This window comes from Kitasatospora sp. NPDC058115, from assembly GCF_042884635.1.
Classification (GTDB): Bacteria; Actinomycetota; Actinomycetes; order Streptomycetales; family Streptomycetaceae; genus Kitasatospora.
Map to the genome: position 1 here is coordinate 176,339 of NZ_JBHVTL010000013.1, position 20,884 is coordinate 197,222.

At 72.8% G+C, this 20,884-nt stretch carries 20 protein-coding genes; 5 read left to right on the forward strand and 15 right to left on the reverse strand.

The window, feature by feature from the left end; all coding sequences use genetic code 11:
• Window positions 1-608: 608 nt before the first annotated feature.
• Together ACFVVL_RS16305 and ACFVVL_RS16310 are read right to left on the reverse strand one after the other, a co-directional pair.
• A complete protein-coding gene (locus ACFVVL_RS16305; RefSeq protein ID WP_387675533.1) occupies window positions 609-1,361 on the reverse strand; it encodes a helix-turn-helix domain-containing protein in 753 nt (250 codons plus the stop codon).
• Window positions 1,358-1,804 carry a hypothetical protein gene (locus tag ACFVVL_RS16310; protein ID WP_387675536.1) on the reverse strand — a complete coding sequence of 149 codons (447 nt, stop codon included), beginning with the start codon at window positions 1,802-1,804 and terminating at the stop codon, window positions 1,358-1,360. Before ACFVVL_RS16310 ends, ACFVVL_RS16305 begins: the two co-directional genes overlap by 4 nt.
• Window positions 1,805-2,027: 223 nt before the next feature.
• On the opposite strand from ACFVVL_RS16310, the gene ACFVVL_RS16315 reads away from it, so the two are divergent.
• Window positions 2,028-2,873 (forward strand): sigma-70 family RNA polymerase sigma factor, encoded by an 846-nt coding sequence (locus ACFVVL_RS16315; RefSeq protein WP_387675538.1) that lies wholly within the window; start codon window positions 2,028-2,030, stop codon window positions 2,871-2,873.
• A 1-nt stretch (window position 2,874) separates the two neighbouring features.
• A complete protein-coding gene (locus tag ACFVVL_RS16320; protein WP_387675541.1) occupies window positions 2,875-3,684 on the forward strand; it encodes a protein phosphatase 2C domain-containing protein in 810 nt (269 codons plus the stop codon).
• A gap of 299 nt (window positions 3,685-3,983) precedes the next feature.
• Here ACFVVL_RS16320 and ACFVVL_RS16325 read toward each other — a convergent pair whose 3' ends face one another.
• From ACFVVL_RS16325 to ACFVVL_RS16345, 5 genes are all read right to left on the reverse strand, one after another.
• The gene (locus ACFVVL_RS16325) at window positions 3,984-4,115 is read right to left on the reverse strand and encodes a hypothetical protein (RefSeq protein ID WP_387675543.1); all 132 of its coding nucleotides are present in this window, start codon (window positions 4,113-4,115) and stop codon (window positions 3,984-3,986) included.
• A gap of 1,147 nt (window positions 4,116-5,262) precedes the next feature.
• A complete protein-coding gene (locus ACFVVL_RS16330) occupies window positions 5,263-6,423 on the reverse strand; it encodes an Mrp/NBP35 family ATP-binding protein (RefSeq protein WP_387675546.1) in 1,161 nt (386 codons plus the stop codon).
• A 56-nt stretch (window positions 6,424-6,479) separates the two neighbouring features.
• Complete coding sequence (locus ACFVVL_RS16335; protein ID WP_380288713.1) at window positions 6,480-7,028, reverse strand: DUF1003 domain-containing protein; 549 nt, start codon at window positions 7,026-7,028, stop codon at window positions 6,480-6,482.
• 76 nt (window positions 7,029-7,104) lie between these two features.
• Window positions 7,105-8,400 (reverse strand): magnesium transporter MgtE N-terminal domain-containing protein, encoded by a 1,296-nt coding sequence (locus ACFVVL_RS16340; RefSeq protein ID WP_380288669.1) that lies wholly within the window; start codon window positions 8,398-8,400, stop codon window positions 7,105-7,107.
• 152 nt (window positions 8,401-8,552) lie between these two features.
• Entirely contained in the window at window positions 8,553-9,113 is a 561-nt protein-coding gene (locus tag ACFVVL_RS16345; RefSeq protein WP_380288667.1) for a hypothetical protein, read from the reverse strand.
• Window positions 9,114-9,233: 120 nt separating this feature from the next.
• Here ACFVVL_RS16345 and ACFVVL_RS16350 point away from each other — a divergent pair, with 120 nt between their 5' ends.
• Entirely contained in the window at window positions 9,234-10,205 is a 972-nt protein-coding gene (locus ACFVVL_RS16350; RefSeq protein ID WP_387675550.1) for a DMT family transporter, read from the forward strand.
• Between the two features lie 37 nt (window positions 10,206-10,242).
• Here ACFVVL_RS16350 and corA read toward each other — a convergent pair whose 3' ends face one another.
• Window positions 10,243-11,364, reverse strand: a complete 1,122-nt coding sequence (gene corA / locus ACFVVL_RS16355) for a magnesium/cobalt transporter CorA (protein ID WP_380288663.1) — start codon at window positions 11,362-11,364, stop codon at window positions 10,243-10,245.
• A 496-nt stretch (window positions 11,365-11,860) separates the two neighbouring features.
• Here corA and ACFVVL_RS16360 point away from each other — a divergent pair, with 496 nt between their 5' ends.
• Window positions 11,861-12,502: a suppressor of fused domain protein gene (locus tag ACFVVL_RS16360; RefSeq protein ID WP_387675554.1), complete on the forward strand. Its 642-nt coding sequence runs from the start codon at window positions 11,861-11,863 to the stop codon at window positions 12,500-12,502.
• A 106-nt stretch (window positions 12,503-12,608) separates the two neighbouring features.
• On the opposite strand, the gene ACFVVL_RS16365 is transcribed toward ACFVVL_RS16360, so the two are convergent.
• From ACFVVL_RS16365 to ACFVVL_RS16385, 5 genes are all read right to left on the reverse strand, one after another.
• Window positions 12,609-13,469 carry a PHP domain-containing protein gene (locus ACFVVL_RS16365; protein ID WP_380288659.1) on the reverse strand — a complete coding sequence of 287 codons (861 nt, stop codon included), beginning with the start codon at window positions 13,467-13,469 and terminating at the stop codon, window positions 12,609-12,611.
• A gap of 100 nt (window positions 13,470-13,569) precedes the next feature.
• Complete coding sequence (locus ACFVVL_RS16370) at window positions 13,570-14,208, reverse strand: DUF6758 family protein (protein ID WP_380288657.1); 639 nt, start codon at window positions 14,206-14,208, stop codon at window positions 13,570-13,572.
• A 330-nt stretch (window positions 14,209-14,538) separates the two neighbouring features.
• A complete protein-coding gene (locus ACFVVL_RS16375; RefSeq protein WP_380288655.1) occupies window positions 14,539-14,685 on the reverse strand; it encodes a hypothetical protein in 147 nt (48 codons plus the stop codon).
• 371 nt (window positions 14,686-15,056) lie between these two features.
• On the reverse strand, window positions 15,057-15,944 hold the full coding sequence (locus tag ACFVVL_RS16380) for an alpha/beta fold hydrolase (protein WP_387675559.1): 888 nt from the start codon (window positions 15,942-15,944) through the stop codon (window positions 15,057-15,059).
• Window positions 15,945-16,059: 115 nt separating this feature from the next.
• Window positions 16,060-17,808, reverse strand: coding sequence for a DEAD/DEAH box helicase (locus ACFVVL_RS16385; protein WP_387675562.1), 1,749 nt, complete (start codon window positions 17,806-17,808; stop codon window positions 16,060-16,062).
• Between the two features lie 657 nt (window positions 17,809-18,465).
• Between ACFVVL_RS16385 and ACFVVL_RS16390 the strand changes: the two genes are divergently transcribed.
• Window positions 18,466-19,197 carry a ferritin-like fold-containing protein gene (locus tag ACFVVL_RS16390; protein WP_380288649.1) on the forward strand — a complete coding sequence of 244 codons (732 nt, stop codon included), beginning with the start codon at window positions 18,466-18,468 and terminating at the stop codon, window positions 19,195-19,197.
• Window positions 19,198-19,729: 532 nt separating this feature from the next.
• On the opposite strand, the gene ACFVVL_RS16395 is transcribed toward ACFVVL_RS16390, so the two are convergent.
• Together ACFVVL_RS16395 and ACFVVL_RS16400 are read right to left on the reverse strand one after the other, a co-directional pair.
• Window positions 19,730-19,957 (reverse strand): DUF3107 domain-containing protein, encoded by a 228-nt coding sequence (locus ACFVVL_RS16395; protein WP_380288645.1) that lies wholly within the window; start codon window positions 19,955-19,957, stop codon window positions 19,730-19,732.
• Between the two features lie 152 nt (window positions 19,958-20,109).
• On the reverse strand, window positions 20,110-20,751 hold the full coding sequence (locus ACFVVL_RS16400; protein ID WP_380288643.1) for a TetR/AcrR family transcriptional regulator: 642 nt from the start codon (window positions 20,749-20,751) through the stop codon (window positions 20,110-20,112).
• Window positions 20,752-20,884: the final 133 nt, after the last annotated feature.

The window sequence follows — 20,884 nt, forward strand, 5'->3', positions numbered from 1 at the left end:
CCGGCGCTCACGGCAGTGTGTTCACCGCTCACGGCGGGGCCCGTTTCAGGTGCGCCGGGCGCCGTTTCGAGGGCGCGGGCCTGGGCTTCAGCCGTACCGGTGAGCGCTTCGGCGGCGGGGTGAACGGGGTGGTAAACGCCCGGCTGAACGGCGCTCACGGCGGGGTGTTCACCGCTCACGGCCGGGCCCGTTTCAGTGGCGCGGGGCGGGGTTTCAGCTCCGGGTGGTGGTGGTTCGGGGGCGCGGGAGTCGGCCCCGTTCTGACTGGTCACAGCTACTCCTGCAAGGGCGGGAAGCGCTTTGGGAACGCGGGAAAGGTCGGCGGGAACGCGGTGAACGAGTCGGGTGGCGGTCGGGTCGTGACGCCTGGTCAGTGGGCGACCGATGCTTGGGGGTAAAGGGCGGGAAGCGCTTCCCGGAACGCGGGAACGGTCGGCGGGCAGCGCCGGGAACGGCTGCGTGAGCGGCGGTGAACAGCCGGGTGTTCACCGCCCCGCGCGTGCCCCTGAAGACCGGCCGACCGCCGGTGAAACCAGGCCGGTCGGCCGGGCCGGTGAGCACCCCGTGAGCGGGTGGTGAGCGGTGGTGAGCGCTCACCGGGCGGGGTGTCAGGCGGTGGTGAACCTGCGGGTGTTCAGCAGCGGGGTGGCGGTGGTGAACACGTGGTCCAGGCCGAGGAGGTAGGCGCCGGTGAGCGGCGCGTGGTCGAGGCGCTTGAGGTGCAGGACCGGGGCGGCGGCCGGCGGGCAGCCGTCCACCTTCGGCAGGACGAGCAGCTGCTCGTCGGCCCGCACGACGTCGTTCGCCACTCCGCCGTGGCGGACCAGCCGCACCCCGGGCGCCTGGTGGAGCGGGGCGTAGAGGTCTTCGACCAGCAGCAGGCGCGTCGCCTCGTTCTGGGTGGCGGCGAGCGTGGGGTCCGGCAGCGCCAGGCGCACCCGAACCCCGGCGCCGGCGCGCTCGGCCAGCAGCTCCACCAGGTCCGTGACGGCGTCCGCGAGGAACAGGCCGCACGACAGCGCAAGGTCGATCCGGTCGGTGGCGCCGCGCAGCACCGTCGCCCACAGCGCGGCCGGGACGGCGCCCCGGGTCGGGTACCAGGCGAGCAGCTCGTCACGCGGCTGCGCGGTGGTCTTGCGGCGGCTGCCGAGGGTGGGCCACAGCTCGTAGGGGTCGGCGTGCAGCAGCTTGGCCACCGCGTGGGCGTGCCGGGCGTAGGGCATGCGGCCCGGCTCGTTCAGCCAGCGCTCCACCGTGCGCGGGTCGGCGCCCACCGCGTGGGCCAGCGCCTCGACCGTCATCCGAGAGGCCACCAGCGCGGCCCGCAGCCGCGCGTTGCCCGCCGTCGTCGTGGCGCTCACGCCGCCACCGCCCGCACACCCGCCGGGACCGCCAGGGGCAGGACCGGGGCGAGCGGGGCCGGCGGCTGCGGCGCGCCGAGCCCGAACGTGCGGGTCACGGCCTCGGCCACCAGCCGCGTGTAGGCGTGGAACGGCCGGCGCGGGTGCGCCAGCGCGGTCCGGGCCAGCTCCGCGTACTCCTCGATCTGGAAGGTGTCGGAGTTCACCACCGCGTACCGCAGCGCCTCGGCCAGCGACTCGGAGTTCAGCAGGTCCGAGGCGGTCAGCTCCATCTCGGGCTGGAAGGCCAGCAGGCCCACCAGGTCGAAGAACCGCAGCGACACCGACACCCGCACCGACAGGCGCGGCTCCGGCTCACCCGGGTCTGCCTCGCCGAACAGCGACACGTTCTCCTCCACCGCACCGACCGTGAGCGATGGCTGCGACACAAGCGTTCCGTGCATGATGGAACTCCCTTCGCGGGGCGCGGAGCGACGGTCTTTCTTGGCGGATTGGGCGTCGCTCCGCTGCATATGGGCAGGTCAGAGAAGGTCCAAGCCCATCCCTCTCGCTGCTTAGGGGGGCTTTCGTTCTCTCGCGATACCCAAGGTAGGCAGGTGCCGTCTGTGCGTCAAGTCCCCCTCGCGGTACTCTTGCTTCGCCCCCCTAGGCAGCGAAGGGACGACCATGCACGAGGAACTGGAGCGGGTGGCCAACGTCGCCGTTCCGATCGAACGGGCCAAGGCCGCGATTGCCCTGATGGCGGACTATCAGAACCGGGTGGTCGAACTGTCCCGTGTTCGGCGAGAGGCCATCGAAGAGGCGTCGGCGTCCGGCATGACGCAGACCGAGATTGCTGCTCTGCTTGGCGTAAGCCGTGGGCGTGTCGGCCAGCTCGCGTCGGCCGGCCCCGCGCCGGAGCGGGCGTTCTTCGGGCTGGGGCCGATGACGGTGGCGCTCGGCGGCAAGTACGAGGCGGGGAAGTCGCAGGACGAGAACCCGAGCGAGGTCGTAACCCGGGAAGACCTCAACAACTATGAGCACCTGCGCAAGCTGTTCGCGAGCCTGAAGCTGGACTCCGACTCCGAGGTGATCCCGCCGTCCGGCATCGTCAACCTGAACCGCGACCATCTGGTGGTCATCTGCGGGCCGCGGCTGTCCCCGATCGTGGCCCAGGTGCTCGAAGGCGATGACAACCTGCGCTTCCGCAAGGATCACGCCTGGCACCTGGCGGATCTACGGACCGGGACCGAGTACCGCTCACCGCTCGACGAAGACGGCACGGCCGGCGACGTCGGCTACCTGGCGCGGCTGCCCCGACTCGACGGCAAGGGCACGTTCCTGTACATCGCGGGCGTCCATGCGATCGGGGCGAACGGCGTCGTTCACTACCTGGAGAACCACCTGGGCGAGCTGTACCGCGAGGTGCGGACGAAGCGTTTCTCCACCCTCATCTCATGCCGTTACGACCCGAAGACTCTGGACGTTCTGGAGAGCAGCAGGGTCACCCCGATCTACCGACACGAGGCCTGAGATGTGCGTCTCCATCGCCACCGCCCCCGGCGGACCGAACCCCAACGAAGACTGGGTGGGTGCCACCTCATCGCTCGCGGTCGTGCTGGACGGCCTCAGCACGGCCGGACTCGACACCGGCTGCCGTCACGGAGTTCCGTGGTACGTCGCCCAGCTCGGCGGCCACCTGTTCGCTGCTCTGGCCGACCCTGGCCGGCCGCTGGCCGATGGGCTCGCCCAGGCTCTGGACCAGGTGGCCGAGCTGCACCCAGGCTGCGACCTGGCCAACCCGGGGACGCCATCGGCAACGGTTTCGATCCTCCGCGCTGGCGCCGAGCAGTTCGACTACCTGGTGCTCGCCGACTCGCCGATCGTCTTCGAGCGGGACGGCGAGTACCTGGTGAAGACCGACCTGCGAGTGGACACCGTCGTGCCGGAGCTCCGTGCCGAGACGGAGCGCTATGCGACAGGAACACCTGAGCATGGTGCTGCTGTTCGCCGCATGGTCGAGGCACAGCGTCTCACTCGCAACACGCCGAGTGGTTACTGGGTGGCGGCGTCGAGTGGAGACGCAGCTCCTTTCGCGTTGACCGGTGTTATGCCGTTCGCCGACGTCACTGCGGTCGCGGTCATGTCTGACGGAGTCTCGCGGCTAGTGACCGAATACCAGGCTGCAAGCTGGGACGAGGCGTTTTCGACTCTGCGAACAGCTGGTGCTCACGGCCTGATCGCTTCGGTTAGACGAGTTGAGGCGACAGATCCGGAGGGTCTTCGGTGGCCGCGCTTCAAGGTCGGAGACGATGCCGCAGTGGCCTTCTGTCGGGTCCACTGACCAAGCCAACCTGATCAAGCTGCGGTACCTACCAGGGGTGAACTTCGCCTTCTACTGTTCCCCCCGAGGCGCAGAACGAAGTACCCTCGGGTACTCTTCAAAGAGCGCGTAGGAAGGCACGCGGCCAGTTGAGATGGTGGGCAGGTCTAGACAGGGGCCTGTTGATCAGATCAAATTGGCTGGTGCCGCCGGGCATGTGCTCGACCGAAGGGCAAAAAGGCGGGGTGGCCGGCGCAGCCGACCACCCCTAGGGTAACTCTAGGTCGTCAGGTAGGTGCATCTTCCTGACGTCACCTGCGTCAGGCGGTGGCAGCCGCCCGGTACAGGGTCCGGTACGCGCACTCGCCCTTTCGGTCGATGCACGGCGGGAAGGTCGCGCCAGCCTGGTGCAGGCTGGGGATGCCGTACTGGTCGACATAGGTGCCAGTCACTGGAACGCGCTGACCGGTTTTCCAGGACCCGTTGGGACCCTTTGGTACTCGCTTCACTTTGTCTCACTTTCTGGTTGGGTTAGATGAACGTTGTGGACTTGAGTGCACGGCGGACCGCGACTCTGGCCAGCACTTCGACCGGGGTTCAGTGCCCTTGTGGCAGTGGGTGGTTCGAACTCCGCATGCCACTGACCATGAATGGCCGGTCGACGGGGGCCGTTTGCTTGGAGCGTGACGGCACAGTGTCCGGTTACGTTGGAGTGCCGCACTGCGCTGAGTGCGGCAAGGTGTGGGTGCCTTCCTAGCCCTCTCGTTCTGTTTCCTCCTTGGACTGTTGACCTAGCTCTTCCTGGACGCTAAGAGGCAAGACCCAGGCCCCGTCGTTGGTGCGGCCCACCAGACCGGCTCGGAGTGCCCGCTGGTAGGTCATGTTGATCGCTGATGCAGGGTTTCTCCACTCGGGGTCGACCCAGCCGCGCTGCTTCCAGGCTGCCTGGATTTCTTTCATCCTCATTGGACGGCCGGCGTCCGCCAGTACGGCAACTGCGCGCTCTGGAGCCGAGGCAGGCTCGACGCCAGATCTGAGGCTCTGGTCGATCGAGTGCACGATGGCATTGCGATCTCGTAGAGCACTCCGCGGCACACGTACGACTCGCCGCCCCTTTGTGCCGAAGAGCTCCGTCTGGCCCGACATGGGCCCCGCCGTTGCGTCGAGCAACGATGTCAGTCCGTGCACTACATCGCGCAGAGCACGAACGCGTTCGCGAAGTTCAACGAGTTGGGTCTCAGCTGCGACGAGTTCGGCCTTGGCCACCTCCAATGCCCTCTGAAGAGTCCTCTGGTCTTCCATGATATCTAAACCTACCTCATTTGAACGTGTGAACGCAAACCCAATTCGTTGGCGTTGGCTCAGGAGTTGCAGCGGGAGGTTGGCCTTCGATTCGTCTGCTATGCGGGTAGTCTGATTTTGAATCCATGGCGAGGGCGCTCATCGTTGAAGCGCGGACTCATGTGGATGGCCTGCGCCGGGCCGTCGGTGGGCCGTGCAAGGTGTGCCGGGGTCGACCAACGTTGACCACTGGTGACAGCAAAAAGGCTGGTCAGCGGGGTGGGCGGATGCCCAGCCGCTGACCAGCCCGGTGCTTGATCAGAACCTGTTCTTCGGGGTGAGGCCGAGGGAGAGGCCCGAGAGGCCGCGCTGGCGGCCGCCGAGCTTGCCGGCGATGGCGCGCAGGGTGGCGCCGGCGGGGGAGTCGGGGTCGGCCAGGACGACCGGGCGGCCGTCGTCGCCGCCCTCGCGCAGGCGGACGTCGATCGGGATCGAGCCGAGCACCGGGACGGTGGCGCCGACGGTGCGGGTGAGCGCGTCCGCGACGGTCTGGCCGCCGCCGGTGCCGAAGACGTCGATCATCTCGTCGCAGTGCGGGCACGGCATGCCGGACATGTTCTCGATCACGCCGACGATCTTCTGGTGGGTCTGCACCGCGATGGTGCCGGCCCGCTCGGCGACCTCGGCGGCGGCCATCTGCGGGGTGGTGACGATGAGGATCTCGGCGTTGGGGACCAGCTGCGCCACCGAGATCGCGATGTCGCCGGTGCCGGGCGGCAGGTCCAGCAGCAGGACGTCCAGGTCGCCCCAGTACACGTCGGCCAGGAACTGCTGCAGCGCGCGGTGCAGCATCGGGCCGCGCCAGACCACCGGGGTGTTGCCCGGGGTGAACATGCCGATCGAGATGACCTTCACGCCGTTCGCCTGCGGCGGCATGATCATGTCCTGGACCTGGGTGGGCTGGCCCTCGACGCCGAGCATGCGCGGCACGCTGTGGCCGTAGATGTCGGCGTCCACCACGGCGACCTTCAGGCCGTCCGCGGCCATCGCCGCCGCCAGGTTGACGGTCACCGAGGACTTGCCGACGCCGCCCTTGCCGGAGGCGACCGCGTAGACGCGGGTCAGCGTGCCGGGCTTGGCGAACGGGATCTCCCGCTCGGGGGCGCCGCCGCGCAGCAGCTGGGAGAGCTCCTTGCGCTGCTCGTCGCTCATCACGTCGAGCTCGACCTCGACGCCGGTCACGCCGGGGACGCGGCCGACGGCCTCGCGGACCCGGGTGACGATGGTGTCGCGCATCGGGCAGCCCGAGACGGTCAGGTAGACCGCGACCCGCACGGCGCCGCCCTCGCCGATCTCGACCGATTTCACCATGCCGATCTCGGTGATCGGGCGGTTGATCTCCGGGTCGTTGACGGTCGCCAGCGCCTGGCGCACGGACTCCTCCGTGGCGCCGGTCGCGACCTCTGTCTCGTTGGCCATGCCTTGATGGTACGGCGCCGCGCGGGGTGCAGAACCGGTCGGTAGCGTGCTGCGGGTCACAGCATCTCGGGCGCCTCCCGGCGCTCGTCGATCTCCTTGAGCAGCGCCTGGAGTTCGGAGCGGACGAAGTCGCGGGTGGCGACCTCGCCGAGGCCCTGGCGCAGGGCCGCGACCTCGCGCGTCAGGTACTCGGTGTCGGCGATGTTGCGGTCGCTGCGGGCCCGGTCCTGCTCCATGTTGACGCGGTCCCGGTTGTCCTGCCGGTTCTGCGCCAGCAGGATCAGCGGCGCCGCGTAGGAGGCCTGGAGGGAGAGCATCAGGGTCAGGAAGATGAAGGGGTAGTCGTCGAACCGGGCGGCGTCGGGCAGCAGGGTGTTCCAGGCGACCCAGAGGATGATCACCACCGTCATCCAGACGATGAACCGGCCGGTGCCGAGGAAGCGGGCGATCCGCTCGGAGAGCTTGCCGAAGGCCTCCGGGTCGTAGGACGGCAGGGTGATCAGCCCGGGCCGGGCGGTGCGCGGCTGGTCGAGCCGGCTGCGGGGGGCCGGGCCGGTCGCGGGGGCCTCGGTGCGGCGGTCCCGGGCGCCCTCGCGGGCGCGCAGTTCGCGCAGCTGGCGCAGTTGCCGCAGCTCGCCCTGGAGCCGCTGGCGCGGGGACTCGTCCCGCCGGCCCTTGCGGTCAGCGTCCACCGGCCGCCTCCCTCTCGTCGCTCTCCTCGGCGGGTCCGCCGTGCAGCGCGGCCTCCCGCCAGTCCTCCGGCAGCAGGTGGTCGAGCACGTCGTCCACGGTGACCGCGCCGACCAGGTGGTCCGCGTCGTCGACGACCGGCGCGGCGACCATGTTGTAGGTCGCCAGGTAGCTGGTGATCAGCGACAGCGGGGTGTCCGGCGGCAGCGGGTCGAGGTCGTCGTCGACCAGTGAGCCGACCAGGGTGTACGGGGGCTCGCGCAGCAGCCGCTGGAAGTGCACGGTGCCCAGGTACTTGCCGGTCGGGGTCTCGTTGGGCGGGCGGCAGACGAAGACCTGCGCGGCGAGGGCCGGCTTGTGGTCGGAGACCCGCACCCGGGCCAGCGCCTCGGCCACCGTGGCGTCCGGCTCCAGGACGATCGGCTCGGTGGTCATCAGGCCGCCGGCGGTGTTCTCCTCGTAGGTCAGCAGTCGGCGCACCGGCTCGGCCTCGTCCGGCTCCATCAGCTGGAGCAGCCGCTCCGCCTCGTCGCCGGGCAGCTCGGAGAGCAGGTCGGCGGCGTCGTCCGGGTCCATCGCCTCCAGGATGTCGGCGGCCCGTTCGTCCTTCAACTTGCCGATGATCTCGACCTGGTCGTCCTCGGGCAGCTCCTCCAGGACGTCGGCGAGCCGTTCGTCGTCGAGCGCGGCGGCGACCTCGGCGCGGCGCTTGGCGGACAGGTGGTGCATCACGCTGGCGAGGTCGGCGGCGCGCAGCTGGTCGAAGGTGGCGAGCAGGTTGGCGGCGCCCTGGTTCTCCTCGGGGAGGGTGAAGCCGGTGACGTCCTGCCAGTCCAGGGTGAGCGTCTCGCCGCGCGCCTTGCGCAGCCGGCCGACCCGGCCGACCTGCACGAAGACCTTGCCGATCTGCCACTCGCGCAGCCGGGTCTGGGTCATCGCGACGTCCAGGACGGTGACGTCCTGGCCGGTCTTGGTCCAGGTGACGGTGCGGTCCAGCAGCTCGGCGAGGACGAGCGTCTCGGCGGGGCGCTGTTCGAAGCGGCGCATGTTGATCACGCCGGTGGTGATCACCTGGCCGGACTCCAGGCTGGTCACCCTGGTCATCGGCAGGAAGATCCGGCGCCGGCCGACCACCTCCGCCACCAGGCCGAGCACCCGGGGCGGGCGGCCGCCGAGGCGCAGGGTGACCACGACGTCCCGGACCCGGCCGACCTGGTCGCCGTTCGGGTCGAAGACGGCGATGCCGGACAGGTGCGAGATGAAGACCCGGTTGCCTGGCCCTGCCATGGACTTCTGGACTCCCTCGCCTCGCTCGACGCCTGGTCGGGCGCGCGGGCACGCCCCGCGGCCAAGGCTACTCGGGCATTCCCGCCCGGGCTCGGTGAAACCGGGCGAATCGGTCGGCGGGGTCGGTAGGGGAGAGGGGAGAGGAGGGGGCGTCAGCCCTTGCGGCGCTTCAGCAGCAGCTTCGGCAGACCGGCCGGGACCGGGCGGCGGGTGGTGGCCGGGGTGGGCATCGGGGCCGCGACGTGCGAGTCCTGCGGCATCGCGCCGGGCCGCTCGGCGAGTTCGGCGCCCGCCGAACCGGCCGGCTCCAGCCGCAGCACCCGGCACTCCCGGGCCCAGCGGTCGGCGATGGTGTCGGTGTCGGGCGCGTTCAGCCGCTTGCCCTTCAGCTCCTCGACGGCGCCCAGCCAGGCCTCGCCGCCCGGCGCCAGCTCGACCACCCGGGCCGGCCAGCCGGTGAGCCGGCCGCCCTTGTCCTTGCTGCGCACGGTCACCGTCGCGCCCGCGCCGCCGGCCAGCCCGTGCAGCGGCTGCTCGGCGCCGTCGCCGACCACCACCACCGCGCCGTCGTGCCAGGCGTGCCAGAGCGCCCGCGCGTGCTCCTGGCCGTCCGCCCGGACCCAGAGCAGACCGGACTTCTTCGCGGCCTCCTCCAGCAGGGCCCGGTCGAGGAAGTCGTCGGCGGTCGCGGCTGCGGCAGGCGTACGGTCCATGGCGCACAGCGTACGGCCTGCGCCGGCCGGGCGAGGGTCCGCGGTTCGGTCGACAGTTCCGTGGACGGCGCACGGGCCTTACGGTAGGAGCCGCCCCGCACCGCCGACCCGAGGAGCGCCGTGCCCGCCGCCCGGCCCGAGACCGCCGCGCCCGCCGCGACCGCCCCCGCCCCAGGCCCCGCCCCGGCCTCCGCCCCGGCGTCCGTCGCACCGGCCGGCCCCGTGCACCCGCTGCCCAGGACGGACCTGCTGCTGCTCGCCGTCTCCGTCGCGGGCATCTCGCTCTCCGCCCCGCTGATCAGCGCCACCGCCGCGCCCGCCCTGGCCATCGCCTTCTGGCGCAACCTCATGTCGGTCGGCGTGCTCGGCCCCTGGGCGCTGCTGCGCCACCGCGCCGAACTGCGCGCCGTCTCCCGCCGCGCGCTGCTGCTGGCCATGGCGGCCGGTGCCCTGCTCGCCGTCCACTTCGCGCTCTGGATGCCCAGCCTGCGGATGACCTCGGTGGCCTCCGCGACCGCCCTGGTCACCACCACCCCGCTGTGGACCATCGTGCTGATGCGGCTGCTCGGGGTGCGGGCGCCCCGGATGGTGTGGCTCGGCACCGCGGTGGCCTTCGCCGGTGTCCTGGTGCTCACCGGCGTCGACCTCTCGCTCTCGTCCCGCGCCCTGGCCGGTGACGCCCTCGCGCTCGCCGCCGGGCTCGCCGCCGCCGGGTACATGCTGCTCGGCGCCGAGGTCCGGCGCACCGTCAGCACCACCGCGTACACGCTGGTCTGCTACGCCACCACGGCGGTCGTGCTGCTGGTGGTCTGCCTGGCCGCCGGGACGCCGCTGTCCGGCTGGCCCGCCGGGGCCTGGTGGCAGATCGTGCTGCTGATGGTCACCGCCCAGCTGCTCGGCCACTCGCTCAGCAACCGGGTGGTGCGCAGCCTCGGTCCCTCGGTGACGTCGACCGCGATTCTGCTGGAGACCCCGGGCGCCGCGCTGATCGCCGCGCTCTGGCTCGGCCAGTGGCCGCCGCTCGCCGCCTACCCGGCGGTGGTGCTGATCCTGGCCGGCCTGGTCCTGGTCGCCCGCGCCGACCGGCGGTAGCCGGGCCGGTGGCAGCCGCGGGGGCGCGGGACCCGTCCTAGAGCCAGCCGTTGCGGCGGAAGCCCCGGTACATGCCGACGCAGATCAGCACCACGCTGCCGAGCACCATCGGGTAGCCGTACTTGTGGTGCAGCTCCGGCATGTACTCGAAGTTCATCCCGTACACGCCGGTGATCATGGTCGGTACGGCGAAGATCGCCGCCCAGGCGGTGATCTTGCGCATGTCCTCGTTCTGCGCCACCGACACCTGGGCCAGGTTGGCCTGGAGCAGCGAGTTCAGCAGCTCGTCGAAGCCGTGCACCTGCTCGGTGACCCGGGCCAGGTGGTCGGCGACGTCCCGGAAGTACTTCTGGATCTCCGGGTCGACCAGCCGCTGCAGCGGCTCCGACAGCTGCTGCATCGGCCGCAGCAGCGGCGCCACCGCCCGCTTGAACTCCAGCACCTCGCGCTTGAGCTGGTAGACCCGCCCGACGTCCGCGCCCCGCCCGCCCCGGTTGGAGAAGACCTCGAACTCGATCTCGTCCACGTCGTTCTGCAACTGGTCCGCGACCAGCAGGTAGTTGTCCACCACGTGGTCGGCGATCGCGTGCAGCACCGCCGACGGGCCCTTGGCGAGCAGCCCCGAGCCGTCCGCGTCGGCCTCCAGCCGGTGCCGCAGCTCCTTCAGCGAACTGTGCCCGCCGTGCCGCACGGTGATGACGAAGTCCCGCCCGGCGAACACCATCAGCTCGCCGGTCTCGACCACCTCGCTGGTCGGGGTCAGCTGGTCGTGGTCGACGTACCGGATCGTCCTGAAGACCGCGAACAGCACGTCGTCGTAGCGCTCGACCTTCGGGCGCTGGTGCGCGTGCACCGCGTCCTCGACCGCCAGCGGGTGCAGCCCGAAGCGCTGGGCGATGCCCTCGAACTCCGCCTCGGTCGGCTCGTGCAGCCCGATCCAGCTGAACGATCCTTCACCGTCCGGCAGTTGCTTCGACGCCTTGACCAGCCGGGCCGCCTCGCGCGGGCTGCACGTCTCGCCGTGCCGCTTGCCGTGCTGGTAGACGGCGCAGTCCACCACCGCCGACGGGGTCTCGCCCGGGTGGATGGAATCGAACAGGGCCGCGGAGCGGCGGCGGTTGGTGCGGACGGCTGCGCGCAGGCTGTTGATCATCGACATGGCTGGCTCCCTTGGGCAGGAACCGCCGCACGACGGCGTGATGACGGACGGCCGCGGTGCGACGGCGGAGGAACACCGATGGACTCCGGCGCCCACGGCCGTCCCTGGGTGCCTTGCCGGGGCACGGGGGAACGGAACGGCCGGACGTCGGTGGGGTGCTCTCCCGGCCGGACCGGAGCTCCGCCGTGCGTCCGCACGGGAAGGGCTGGGGTCCGCGGTGCTGGGGAGGAGGCCGGCGCTTGCCGTGGCCTCTCAGGCCCGCTGTTTCAGCCCGCGCGCCGAGGGGTACGGGGAAGGCGATCGGGCCGGGTAGAGCTGCCGGTACTGCATGGTCGGCTGGTATCCACCGCAACCACCTCCTTCGCGCCGCTGCCCCGTGGGACGGGGATCCCCGGTAGCCAGTCGCTCACACTAACACCCGAGCCGCCTTTGCCGCGCCCGCGTTCACGTAAAGGCCGTGCCAACTGCCCGCGGTGCGCGGGTTACGCTCACCGGCATGGCCCACGACTTCCCGCTCTTCGGCGACCCCTCCGGCGGCAGCCCGCACGGCCCCTCCCGCGCGGCGGCGCTGGCCGCCGTCGAGGCCCGGCTGCTCACCGTCTTCGGCGAGCCGAGCGGTCGCGCCGCCGTCACCTTCCTCGGCGCCGACCGCATCGAGGTGCTGCGCTTCGGCCCCGACGCGGAGGGCCTGGTCCGCTACGCCACCCTCGGGATGTCCGCCGCGCCGATGGCCGACCCGGCCGCGGCGGTGATCGACCAGGTCCGCGGCCCGCGCGCCGAACTGGTCCTGACGATCCGCGGCGGGCGTGACAGCGTGCTCCGGTCGCTGGCCACCTTCGCCGCGGCGCCCCAGGTGGAGGGCCTGGTGGTGGCCCCCGGCGGTTCGCTGGACCTCGGCGCCCCGCTCTGGGACGGCGCGCCGTTCACCTCCGTCCTGGCCGCCGAACCCGGCGGACTGGTGGAGGACGTGGAGCTGGACGAGCCGGCCGACCCGGTCCGCTTCCTGCCGCTGCTGCCGATGACGCCCAACGAGGCGGGCTGGAAGCGGGTGCACGGCGCGGCGGCCCTCCAGGAGCGCTGGCTCCAGCACGGCACCGACCTGCGCGACCCGCAGCGCCGGGGCGTCCGGCTGGACTGACCCGGTGTCAGGGGTCCTGGCGTCACGGACTCGGCGTCACGGACTCGGCGTCACGGCACTCGGCGACACGGTCCCCGCCGTCACGGCACACGGCCTCCGGTGGCGTTCAGCCGCCGATCGGCTTGGCGCCGGTCGCCTGGTCCACGAGCGCCTCGTAGACGGCCGGGTCGGTGGTGTTCTCGCCGAGCCGGACGGTCTTGCGGGCGCCGTGGTAGTCGCTGGACCCGGTGGTCAGCAGCCCCAACTCGGCGGCCAGGCCGCGCAGGTGCTCCCGGGTGGGTTCGTCGTGGTCGACGTGGTCGACCTCCAGCGCGGCCAGCCCGGCCGCCGCGAGGTCGGCGATGACCCGGTCGGAGACGGTCCGCCCGCGCTTGACCGCCCCCGGGTGGGCGAAGACCGGCACCCCGCCGGCGTCCCGGACCAGCCGGACCGCCGTCACCGGGTCGGTCTCGTGCTTGCGGACGTCCGCCCGCCCGCCGTTGGCCAGCCACTGCGCGGTGAACGCGTCCGACACCGAGGCCACCACGCCCGCCTCCACCAGCGCGCTGGCGATGTGCGGACGGCCCACCGAGCCCTCCCCGGCGATCCGCCGCACCTGCTCCCAGCTGATGTCCGCGCCCAGTTCGCGGCAGCGCTCGACGATCGCCCGCCCGCGCCGGAAGCGGTCGGTGCGCACCAGTTCGCGCTCCGCCGCGAAGGCGGGCTCGGCCGGGTCGAAGAGGTAGGCGAGCAGGTGCATCGAGATGCCGTCGACCACGCAGGACAGCTCCGCGCCGGGGACCAGCGTCAGCCGGGTGCCGGGCGGCAGCGCGTGCACCGCGTCGGCCGCCTCGGTGTGGCCCGCCACCGTGTCGTGGTCGGTCAGCGCCACCACGTCCAGCCCGGCCCCGACGGCCGCCGCGACCAGTTCGGCCGGGCTGTCCGTGCCGTCGGAGGCGTTGCTGTGGGCGTGGAGGTCGATGCGCACGGGTGGTGCTCCCTCGGGGGTCGGCGCCGGGCGGCGCTGGCGCCGGCACGGCCTGCCGGCGGGGTGACGCCCAGGATAGTGCGACGGGCCCGGGGCAGGGTCAGCCCAGCAGACGGGGGGAGAGGGCCCCGCAGGGCAGCAGGTCCAGCTCCGCGCCGGCCTCCCGCAGGTCGGTCAGCACCAGTTCGTCGTACATCACCAGCGCCGACTGCTCCGGCCAGGCCACCGCCCAGAGCCAGAGGCCGCGCGCCTCGCCGACGAACACCGCGCGGTCCGCCGGCGCGTCCGGCACGTGGAACATCGGCGTCGGCCGGCCGGCCGCCATCAGCTTGGCGTCGGCGGGCTTGTAGAGGCCGACGGAATCGCCCGGGTCGGGCCCGGACAGGCCCGCGTACCGGGCGCCGAGCCCCACGCCCAGTTCCTCGGCGACCAGCACCAGTTCGCCGAAACCGCCCAGCGGCGCCGGCCCGGAGCAGGCGACGGCGGTGGCGCGGGCGCCCGAGACGTCGTCGCCGACGTGCGCGATCCCGGTGTACAGCCAGCCGACCGGCAGCGGCCAGGGCATCCAGACGGGGACCTGGGAGCGGGCGACGGCGACGCCGAGGGCCTCCACGCTCGGGGGCAGCACCGGCTGCATCGGGTGCACGGCGCCGTGCCGGTCGCACTGCCACGTGTCTGAGAACAGACCGGGGGCGCGGACCCGACCGGCGCACCTCGGGCAGCTGGGCTCGCCCCTCATAGCCGTCAACGCTCCTCCCTCCGGACCGCCGCGTCAAGGACGATCACCCGTACGGAGGGCGCTTCGGCGGCACCTGTCGGTGGCGGGTGCCCGCGCGGCGCGGGGTGGGCGCGGTGCGGGCGGCTCCTGTTGGGAAATGTCCAGCGGGGGGCGGCGGCAAACGTGGGCGGCGCACGCCGGGGCGGGGCGGCGTGCGGGCCCGGACACGCTGACGCCCCGTTGTCGCTGGTGCGATGACGGGGCGTCAGTCGGGTATCGGAACGTCCGGGTCGGACGGGCCGGGCTCGTCGGCGGCGGGGGAGCGCTCGGGCTCCCGGGGGCCGCGCCCGGTCAGACGGTCGGGCACGGACGGATGAGCAGGCGTTCGCCGGTGCGGGCGGCGGCCTGGACGAGCTCGCGGACGGTCTCCGCGTCGGCGATGAGGGGGTCGGCGGCGGTGCCGTGGGCGTCGTCCAGTCGGAGGATCTCGAAGCGCATGGGCCTGTCCTTTCCTGGCCCCGTCGGGCGGGGCGGTCGTGGCTGAGTCGGGATCAGCCTCGTCGGGGTCGGTCGGGTCGAGTCGTCGACCGTCCGTTGTCGTGGCAAAGAGGGCTCCCCCCTGCTCGCCAGTGGCGCGTGGCCCCTCGTGAACCACGCTGCGGTGGCGCTGCTACCGGGTCGTTGCCCGTCCGTGAAGTCCTGGTTTCGGATGGATCGCGTCGACGGAACGCCGACGGCACTGTCGACGATGTTTCCAGGACCGAATCAAATATTACCGCAACTAACGAATTTTGTCGCCCCCCTTGTACCAGGAGTCGGCGGGAGACGTCGAGGCGGGGCCCCGATGCCGGCCCGGAAGGGCCCGCGGATCAGCCCCAGAGGTCCAGCAGGGCCGCGGCGGTGGCGGCCGGCCGCTCGGCGTTGGGGGAGTGGCCGGCGCCGTCCACCACCACCCGGCGGGCGCCCAGCCGGTGCGCCATCGCGGTCTGCTCCGGCACCGGCCACGCGTAGTCCCGCACCCCGGAGACCACCAGGGCGGGGAGGCCGGCGGCGACCACGGCGGCCAGCTCGTCCGCCCGGTCCGGCGCGGCGACCAGGTGGCCGCCGGTGGTGATCAGCGCCTGCGGCACGTTCGCCAGCCAGCGGCGGTGCAGGAACCCGGCCACCTCGGGGGAGGGGCGGCGGGCGCGGTCCCCGCCGCCCTCCTCCATCTCCTGCATCACCTGCCAGATCTCCTCCATGTCCATGGTGGGCAGGACGCCGATCAGCAGCCGGGTCCGCTCCGCCTCGGCCGGATCGATCGCCCCGGGGCCGGTGGACATCAGCGTCAGCGACGCCCACGGCAGCTCCGCGCCGTCCGCGGCCTCGGCCAGCACCGCTTCGCGGACCACGTGGCCGCCGAAGGAGTGGCCCAGCAGGTGCAGCGGGCCGGTGGCGTCCTCGGCCCGCAGCGCGGCGGTGAGCGCCCGCACGTCCGCGCCCAGCGCGGCCACCGTGTAGGCGGCCGGGTCCTGCGGACCGCCGGTCTCGTACTGCCCGCGCTGGTCGACGGCGGTCACCCGGTAGCCGGCCGCGGCGAGCGGCTCCAGCAGCGCGATGAAGTCCTCCTTGCTGCCGGTGAAGCCGGGCACCAGCAGCGCCGAGCCGCGCACCGCCCCGGCCGGCTCCGCCCGCAGCGCCGCGAACTCCCCGCGCGCCGTCACCACCCGCAGCGCACGGGCACAGGGCGGGAGGGTGAGGAACGGCGGCGTGCTCATGGACGGACCTCCGGCGACCGGCGCGAACGGGCAGGTGGCCCCGAGCTTAGGCGTCGCGCGGGAACGCCGAAGGGGCGGCCCGGGAGTCCGGGCCGCCCCTTCGCGGGAACGCGGATCAGCTCTCCGGGGTCGCCTCGGCGGCGGCCGCCGGGCGGCGGGTGCGGGTGCGGGTGCGCTTCGGCTTCTCGGCGGCCGGGGCCTCGGCGGCGGCCGGGGCGGCCTCCGCCGGGGCGGCGGTCACGGTCTCGGCCGGGGTCTCGGCCTTCGCCCGCGAACGGGTGCGGGTGCGCTTCGGCTTCTCCTCGGCCGGGGCCTCGGCGGCGGCCGGCTCGACGACGGCGGCCTCCGCGACGGCGGTGGCGACGGCCTCGGCGGCCGCGCCCTCGCCCGACGCCGAACCGCGCGAGCGGCGACGGCGGCGGCGCGGCGCCGACTCGCCCTCGGCGCCCTCGACGGCGGTGCCGGCCGGAGCCTGCGGCGCGACGGGCGCGACGGGCGCCCCCTCGACGGCGTCCACGACCCCGTCGAGGGAGGCACCCCGGCGGGTGCGCCGGCGCTCACGGGGCTTGCGGGCCGGCTTCTCCTCGGCCGCGGCCGGCTCGGCGGCCGCGGGCCGGCCGGAGCCGCCCCGCCCGCCGCGCCCGCGGCCACCGGAGCGCGAACCGCGCCCGCCGGTCTCGCCGAGGTCCTCGACCTCCTCCGCGCCGAGCCCGGCACGGGTCCGCTCCGAGCGCGGCAGGATCCCCTTGGTCCCCGGCGCGATCTTCAGCAGCTCGTACAGGTGCGGCGAGGTGGAGTAGGTCTCCTCCGGCTCGTTGAACGGCAGGTCCAGCGCCTTGTTGATCAGCTGCCAGCGCGGGATGTCGTCCCAGTCGACCAGGGTGACGGCGGTGCCCGAGGCGCCGGCCCGGCCGGTGCGGCCGATCCGGTGCAGGTAGGTCTTCTCGTCCTCGGGGCACTGGTAGTTGATCACGTGCGTGACGCCCTCGACGTCGATGCCGCGGGCCGCGACGTCGGTGCAGACCAGCACGTCGACCTTGCCGTTGCGGAACGCCCGCAGCGCCTGCTCACGGGCGCCCTGGCCGAGGTCGCCGTGCACCGCGCCGGCCGCGAAGCCGCGCTGGGTCAGCTGGTCGGCGACGTCGGCGGCGGTCCGCTTGGTGCGGCAGAAGATCATCGCCAGCCCGCGGCCCTCGGCCTGGAGGATGCGCGAGACCATCTCCACCTTGTCCAGCGAGTGGGCGCGGAAGATGTGCTGCTCGATGTTGGCGACGGTGGTGCCGGTGTCGTCCGGCGCGGCGGCGCGGATGTGCGTCGGCTGGCTCATGTACCGGCGGGCGAGGCTGATGACCTGGCCCGGCATGGTCGCCGAGAACAGCAGGGTCTGCCGCTTGGCCGGCAGCATGGTGATGATCTTCTCGACGTCCGGCAGGAAGCCGAGGTCGAGCATCTCGTCGGCCTCGTCCAGGACCAGCGAGCGGACCTTGGAGAGGTTCAGCTTCTTCTGGCCGGCCAGGTCGAGCAGACGGCCGGGGGTGCCGACGACGATGTCGACGCCCTTCTTCAGTGCCTCGACCTGCGGCTCGTAGGCCCGGCCGCCGTAGACGGCGAGCACGCGCACGTCGCGGACCTTGCCGGCGGTCTGCAGGTCGTTGGTGACCTGGGTGCACAGCTCGCGGGTCGGCACGACGATGAGCGCCTGCGGGCAGTCGGAGAGGTCCTCCTCCTGCGCGCGCCCGGCGTCGACGTCGGCCCGCACGACGACCCGCTCGATCAGCGGGAGGCCGAAGCCGAGGGTCTTGCCGGTGCCGGTCTTGGCCTGGCCGATGACGTCGTGGCCGGTCAGCGCGACCGGCAGGGTCATCTCCTGGATCGGGAAGGGATGGACGATGCCGACGGACTCCAGGGCCTCGGCGGTCTCCGGGAGGATCCCCAGGTCCCGGAAGGTCGTCTTCGTGGGTTCAGCGGTGGTGGACAGGGTGCTGCCTCTTCCGTGTGGAGGGGCCGAGAGCGAGCGGCGGGCGGGCAGCCGCGCGGCTGCGTACGGGCCTGGACGGCCCCGAATACAGCTGCGCGGACGCACAACCGCGCCGGTCCCTGCGGCCGGCCGGTGCGCGCGGCCCGGTCAAGGGGGCGCGTCGCCGGCGGCGTCGGGGAGGATTCCCGTGAGGGACCTGCGCGGGACCTGCGCCGGCTGGCGCGGTCTCGGCGGCCCTCGCTCGGCCACTGATGCGGTGCCAAGGCTTGAAGTCCAAGCCCTGGTCGGAGCCGATCGGCTCTCCGACCGGGCATCCGCGTACGTTGAGTACCCGGCTTCCGCGCGGCACGTCCTTCGGGGACGGAGTCGCTGCGGAGCGGGCTTGCCCGGCACACCGAGACGGCGGTGACACCGTGCGAGCACGACGGGCCTCCGTACCACCATACAGTCACCCGACGACTCGAACACGTGACGCGGACGACATCGCAGGTCGGAGGGGTGGAAGAGGTGTCCCGGGACGGACCGGCACTAAGGTGGCGGGTCATGGAGAACCGTGGTGAGACGCAGGACGACGTGGCGGCCGGCTCGATCGGCGACTGGGCCGCCTGCTCGGCCGATCCGGGCTACCGGGCCGCCGTACTGGACCTGCTCGGCGCCCTCGCGTACGGCGAGCTGAGCGCCTTCGAGCGGCTCGCCGAGGACGCCAAGCTCGCTCCCGACCTGGCCGACAAGGCGGCGCTGGCCCGGATGGCCAGCGCCGAGTTCCAGCACTACCAGCGGCTGCACGACCGGCTCGCCGAGATCGGCGCCGACCCGCAGGAGGCGATGCGGCCGTTCGTCGAGCCGCTGGAGCTCTTCCACCGGATGACCGCGCCCTCGGACTGGCTGGAGGGCCTGGTCAAGGCCTACGTCGGCGACGCCATCGCGACCGACTTCTACCGCGAGGTGGCCGTCCGGCTCGACGACGACACCCGCGACCTGGTCCTCGGCGTCATGTCCGACACCGGGCACGCGCAGTTCGCCGTCGACAAGGTCCGCCGGGCCATCGAGGCCGACCCGCGGGCCGGCGGCCGGCTCGCCCTGTGGGGCCGGCGGCTGATGGGCGAGGCGCTCAGCCAGGCGCAGCGGGTGGTCGCCGAGCGCGACGCGCTGTCCAACCTGCTGGTCGGCGGCGTCCGGGTGCAGGGCTTCGACCTGGTCGAGGTCGGCAAGATGTTCAACCGGATCACCGAGGCGCACACCCGGCGGATGGCGGCGCTCGGCCTGGCCTCCTGACCCGGCTCCCGTTCCCCGGCGGCCGCCCCCGGCGGGCCGCTCAGGCGTGCCGGTGGCGCCGGTGCGTACCCGTCCCCGGTGGGCGCCCGCCCGGGACGGGCGGTGGCGGTGCGCCGGCGCCCGTCCGGCGGCCAGGTCGGGCCGGGCCAGCACCGAGGTGAGCAGGGCCGAGGCGACCGCCGAGACGGCGATGCTCGCCGCCGGGTACCGGCCGTCCAGGGCGAAGTGCGCGATCACCCCGGCGAGCAGCGCCGAGACCAGGGCCGTGGCCGGCACCAGCGCCCGCGCGTCCCGGAAGTGGGCGGGCCAGGACAGCAGCGCGGCGGCGCCGACGACCACGCCGACGAGCGCGAAGGCGAACGTCTCGACCAGCAAGGATGCCTCCCCGGGGTACGGGCGCCCGGCGCGGCCGGTCGCACTGTCGCCGTACCCCCGCCGCCCCGGCCGTACACCCCGCCCCCACCCGCCCCCGGGAACGACGGTGCCCCGTCCCCTCGGCCGAGGGGACGGGGCACCGGGCGAGGCCCGTGGCTCAGAGCGTGCCGAAGCCGACCTTGCGCGCGGCGGGCTCGCCGATCTCCACGTACGCCAGGCGGTCGGCCGGGACGATGATGCGACGGCCGTGCTCGTCGCTCAGGGAGAAGAGCTTCTCGGTGCCCTCCAGCGCCTTCGCGACCGCGTTCTGGACCTCATCGGCAGTCTGCGAGCTCTCGATCACGATCTCGCGGGGCGCGTTCTGCACGCCGATCTTGACCTCCACGGCTTCCGTCCCTCCGGGTTGCAGCCATCCACGCGCGGTCACCGCACCGCCTGGGACAAGCGGGCCCGGCGACCGCGCCGTACGGCTTCACCTTAGAGCACCGGATCGGCACCCCGGCGAAGATCCACGGGTCACCGGCCGGCGGCGGGGGCCTACGGGGCGTCGGTGCTCGGGTGCATCGGGAAGCCCTTGAGCCCGCGCCACGCCAGGCTGGCGACCAGCCGGACCGCCTCGTCGCGGGGGATCTCCAGGCCCTGCGACAGCCAGTACCGGGCGGTGATCTGGGCCAGGCCGCAGACACCCGCGGCCAGCAGCTTGGACTCCGCCTCCGGCAGGTCGGTGTCCTCCTGGATCACCTTGCTGACCAGCGTCGCACTGGCCTCGGCGGCCCGCTCGACCCGCTCCCGCACGGCCGGCTCGTTGGTCAGGTCCGACTCGAAGACCAGCCGGAAGGCGCCCGACTCGCTGGAGACGTAGTTGAAGTACGCCTCCATCGTCGCGGCCACCCGCAGCTTGTTGTCGGTCGTCGTCTCCAGCGCCTCCCGGGTGGAGTCGACCAGGGCGTCGCAGTGCTTGTCCAGCAGCGCCAGGTAGAGCTCCAGCTTCCCGGGGAAGTGCTGGTAGAGGACCGGCTTGCTCACCCCGGCACGGTCGGCGATGTCGTCCATGGCGGCCGCGTGGTAACCCTGCGCGACGAACACCTCCTGGGCGGCACCGAGCAGTTGTTCACGGCGGGCGCTTCGCGGCAGGCGGGCACCGCGCGGGCGCTCCTGCGCCTCCTGGATGGCCGTCACGGCGCTCCTCATTTCACGGGTTCGTACGGGGTCGGCAAGACGACCGATTCTACTTTCGGGTAACCGCGTTCGCGCTTGCCGGGCGCGATAAAACCGGCGGCCCCCCTTGTCAGGTGCCCACAATACGGCGCCC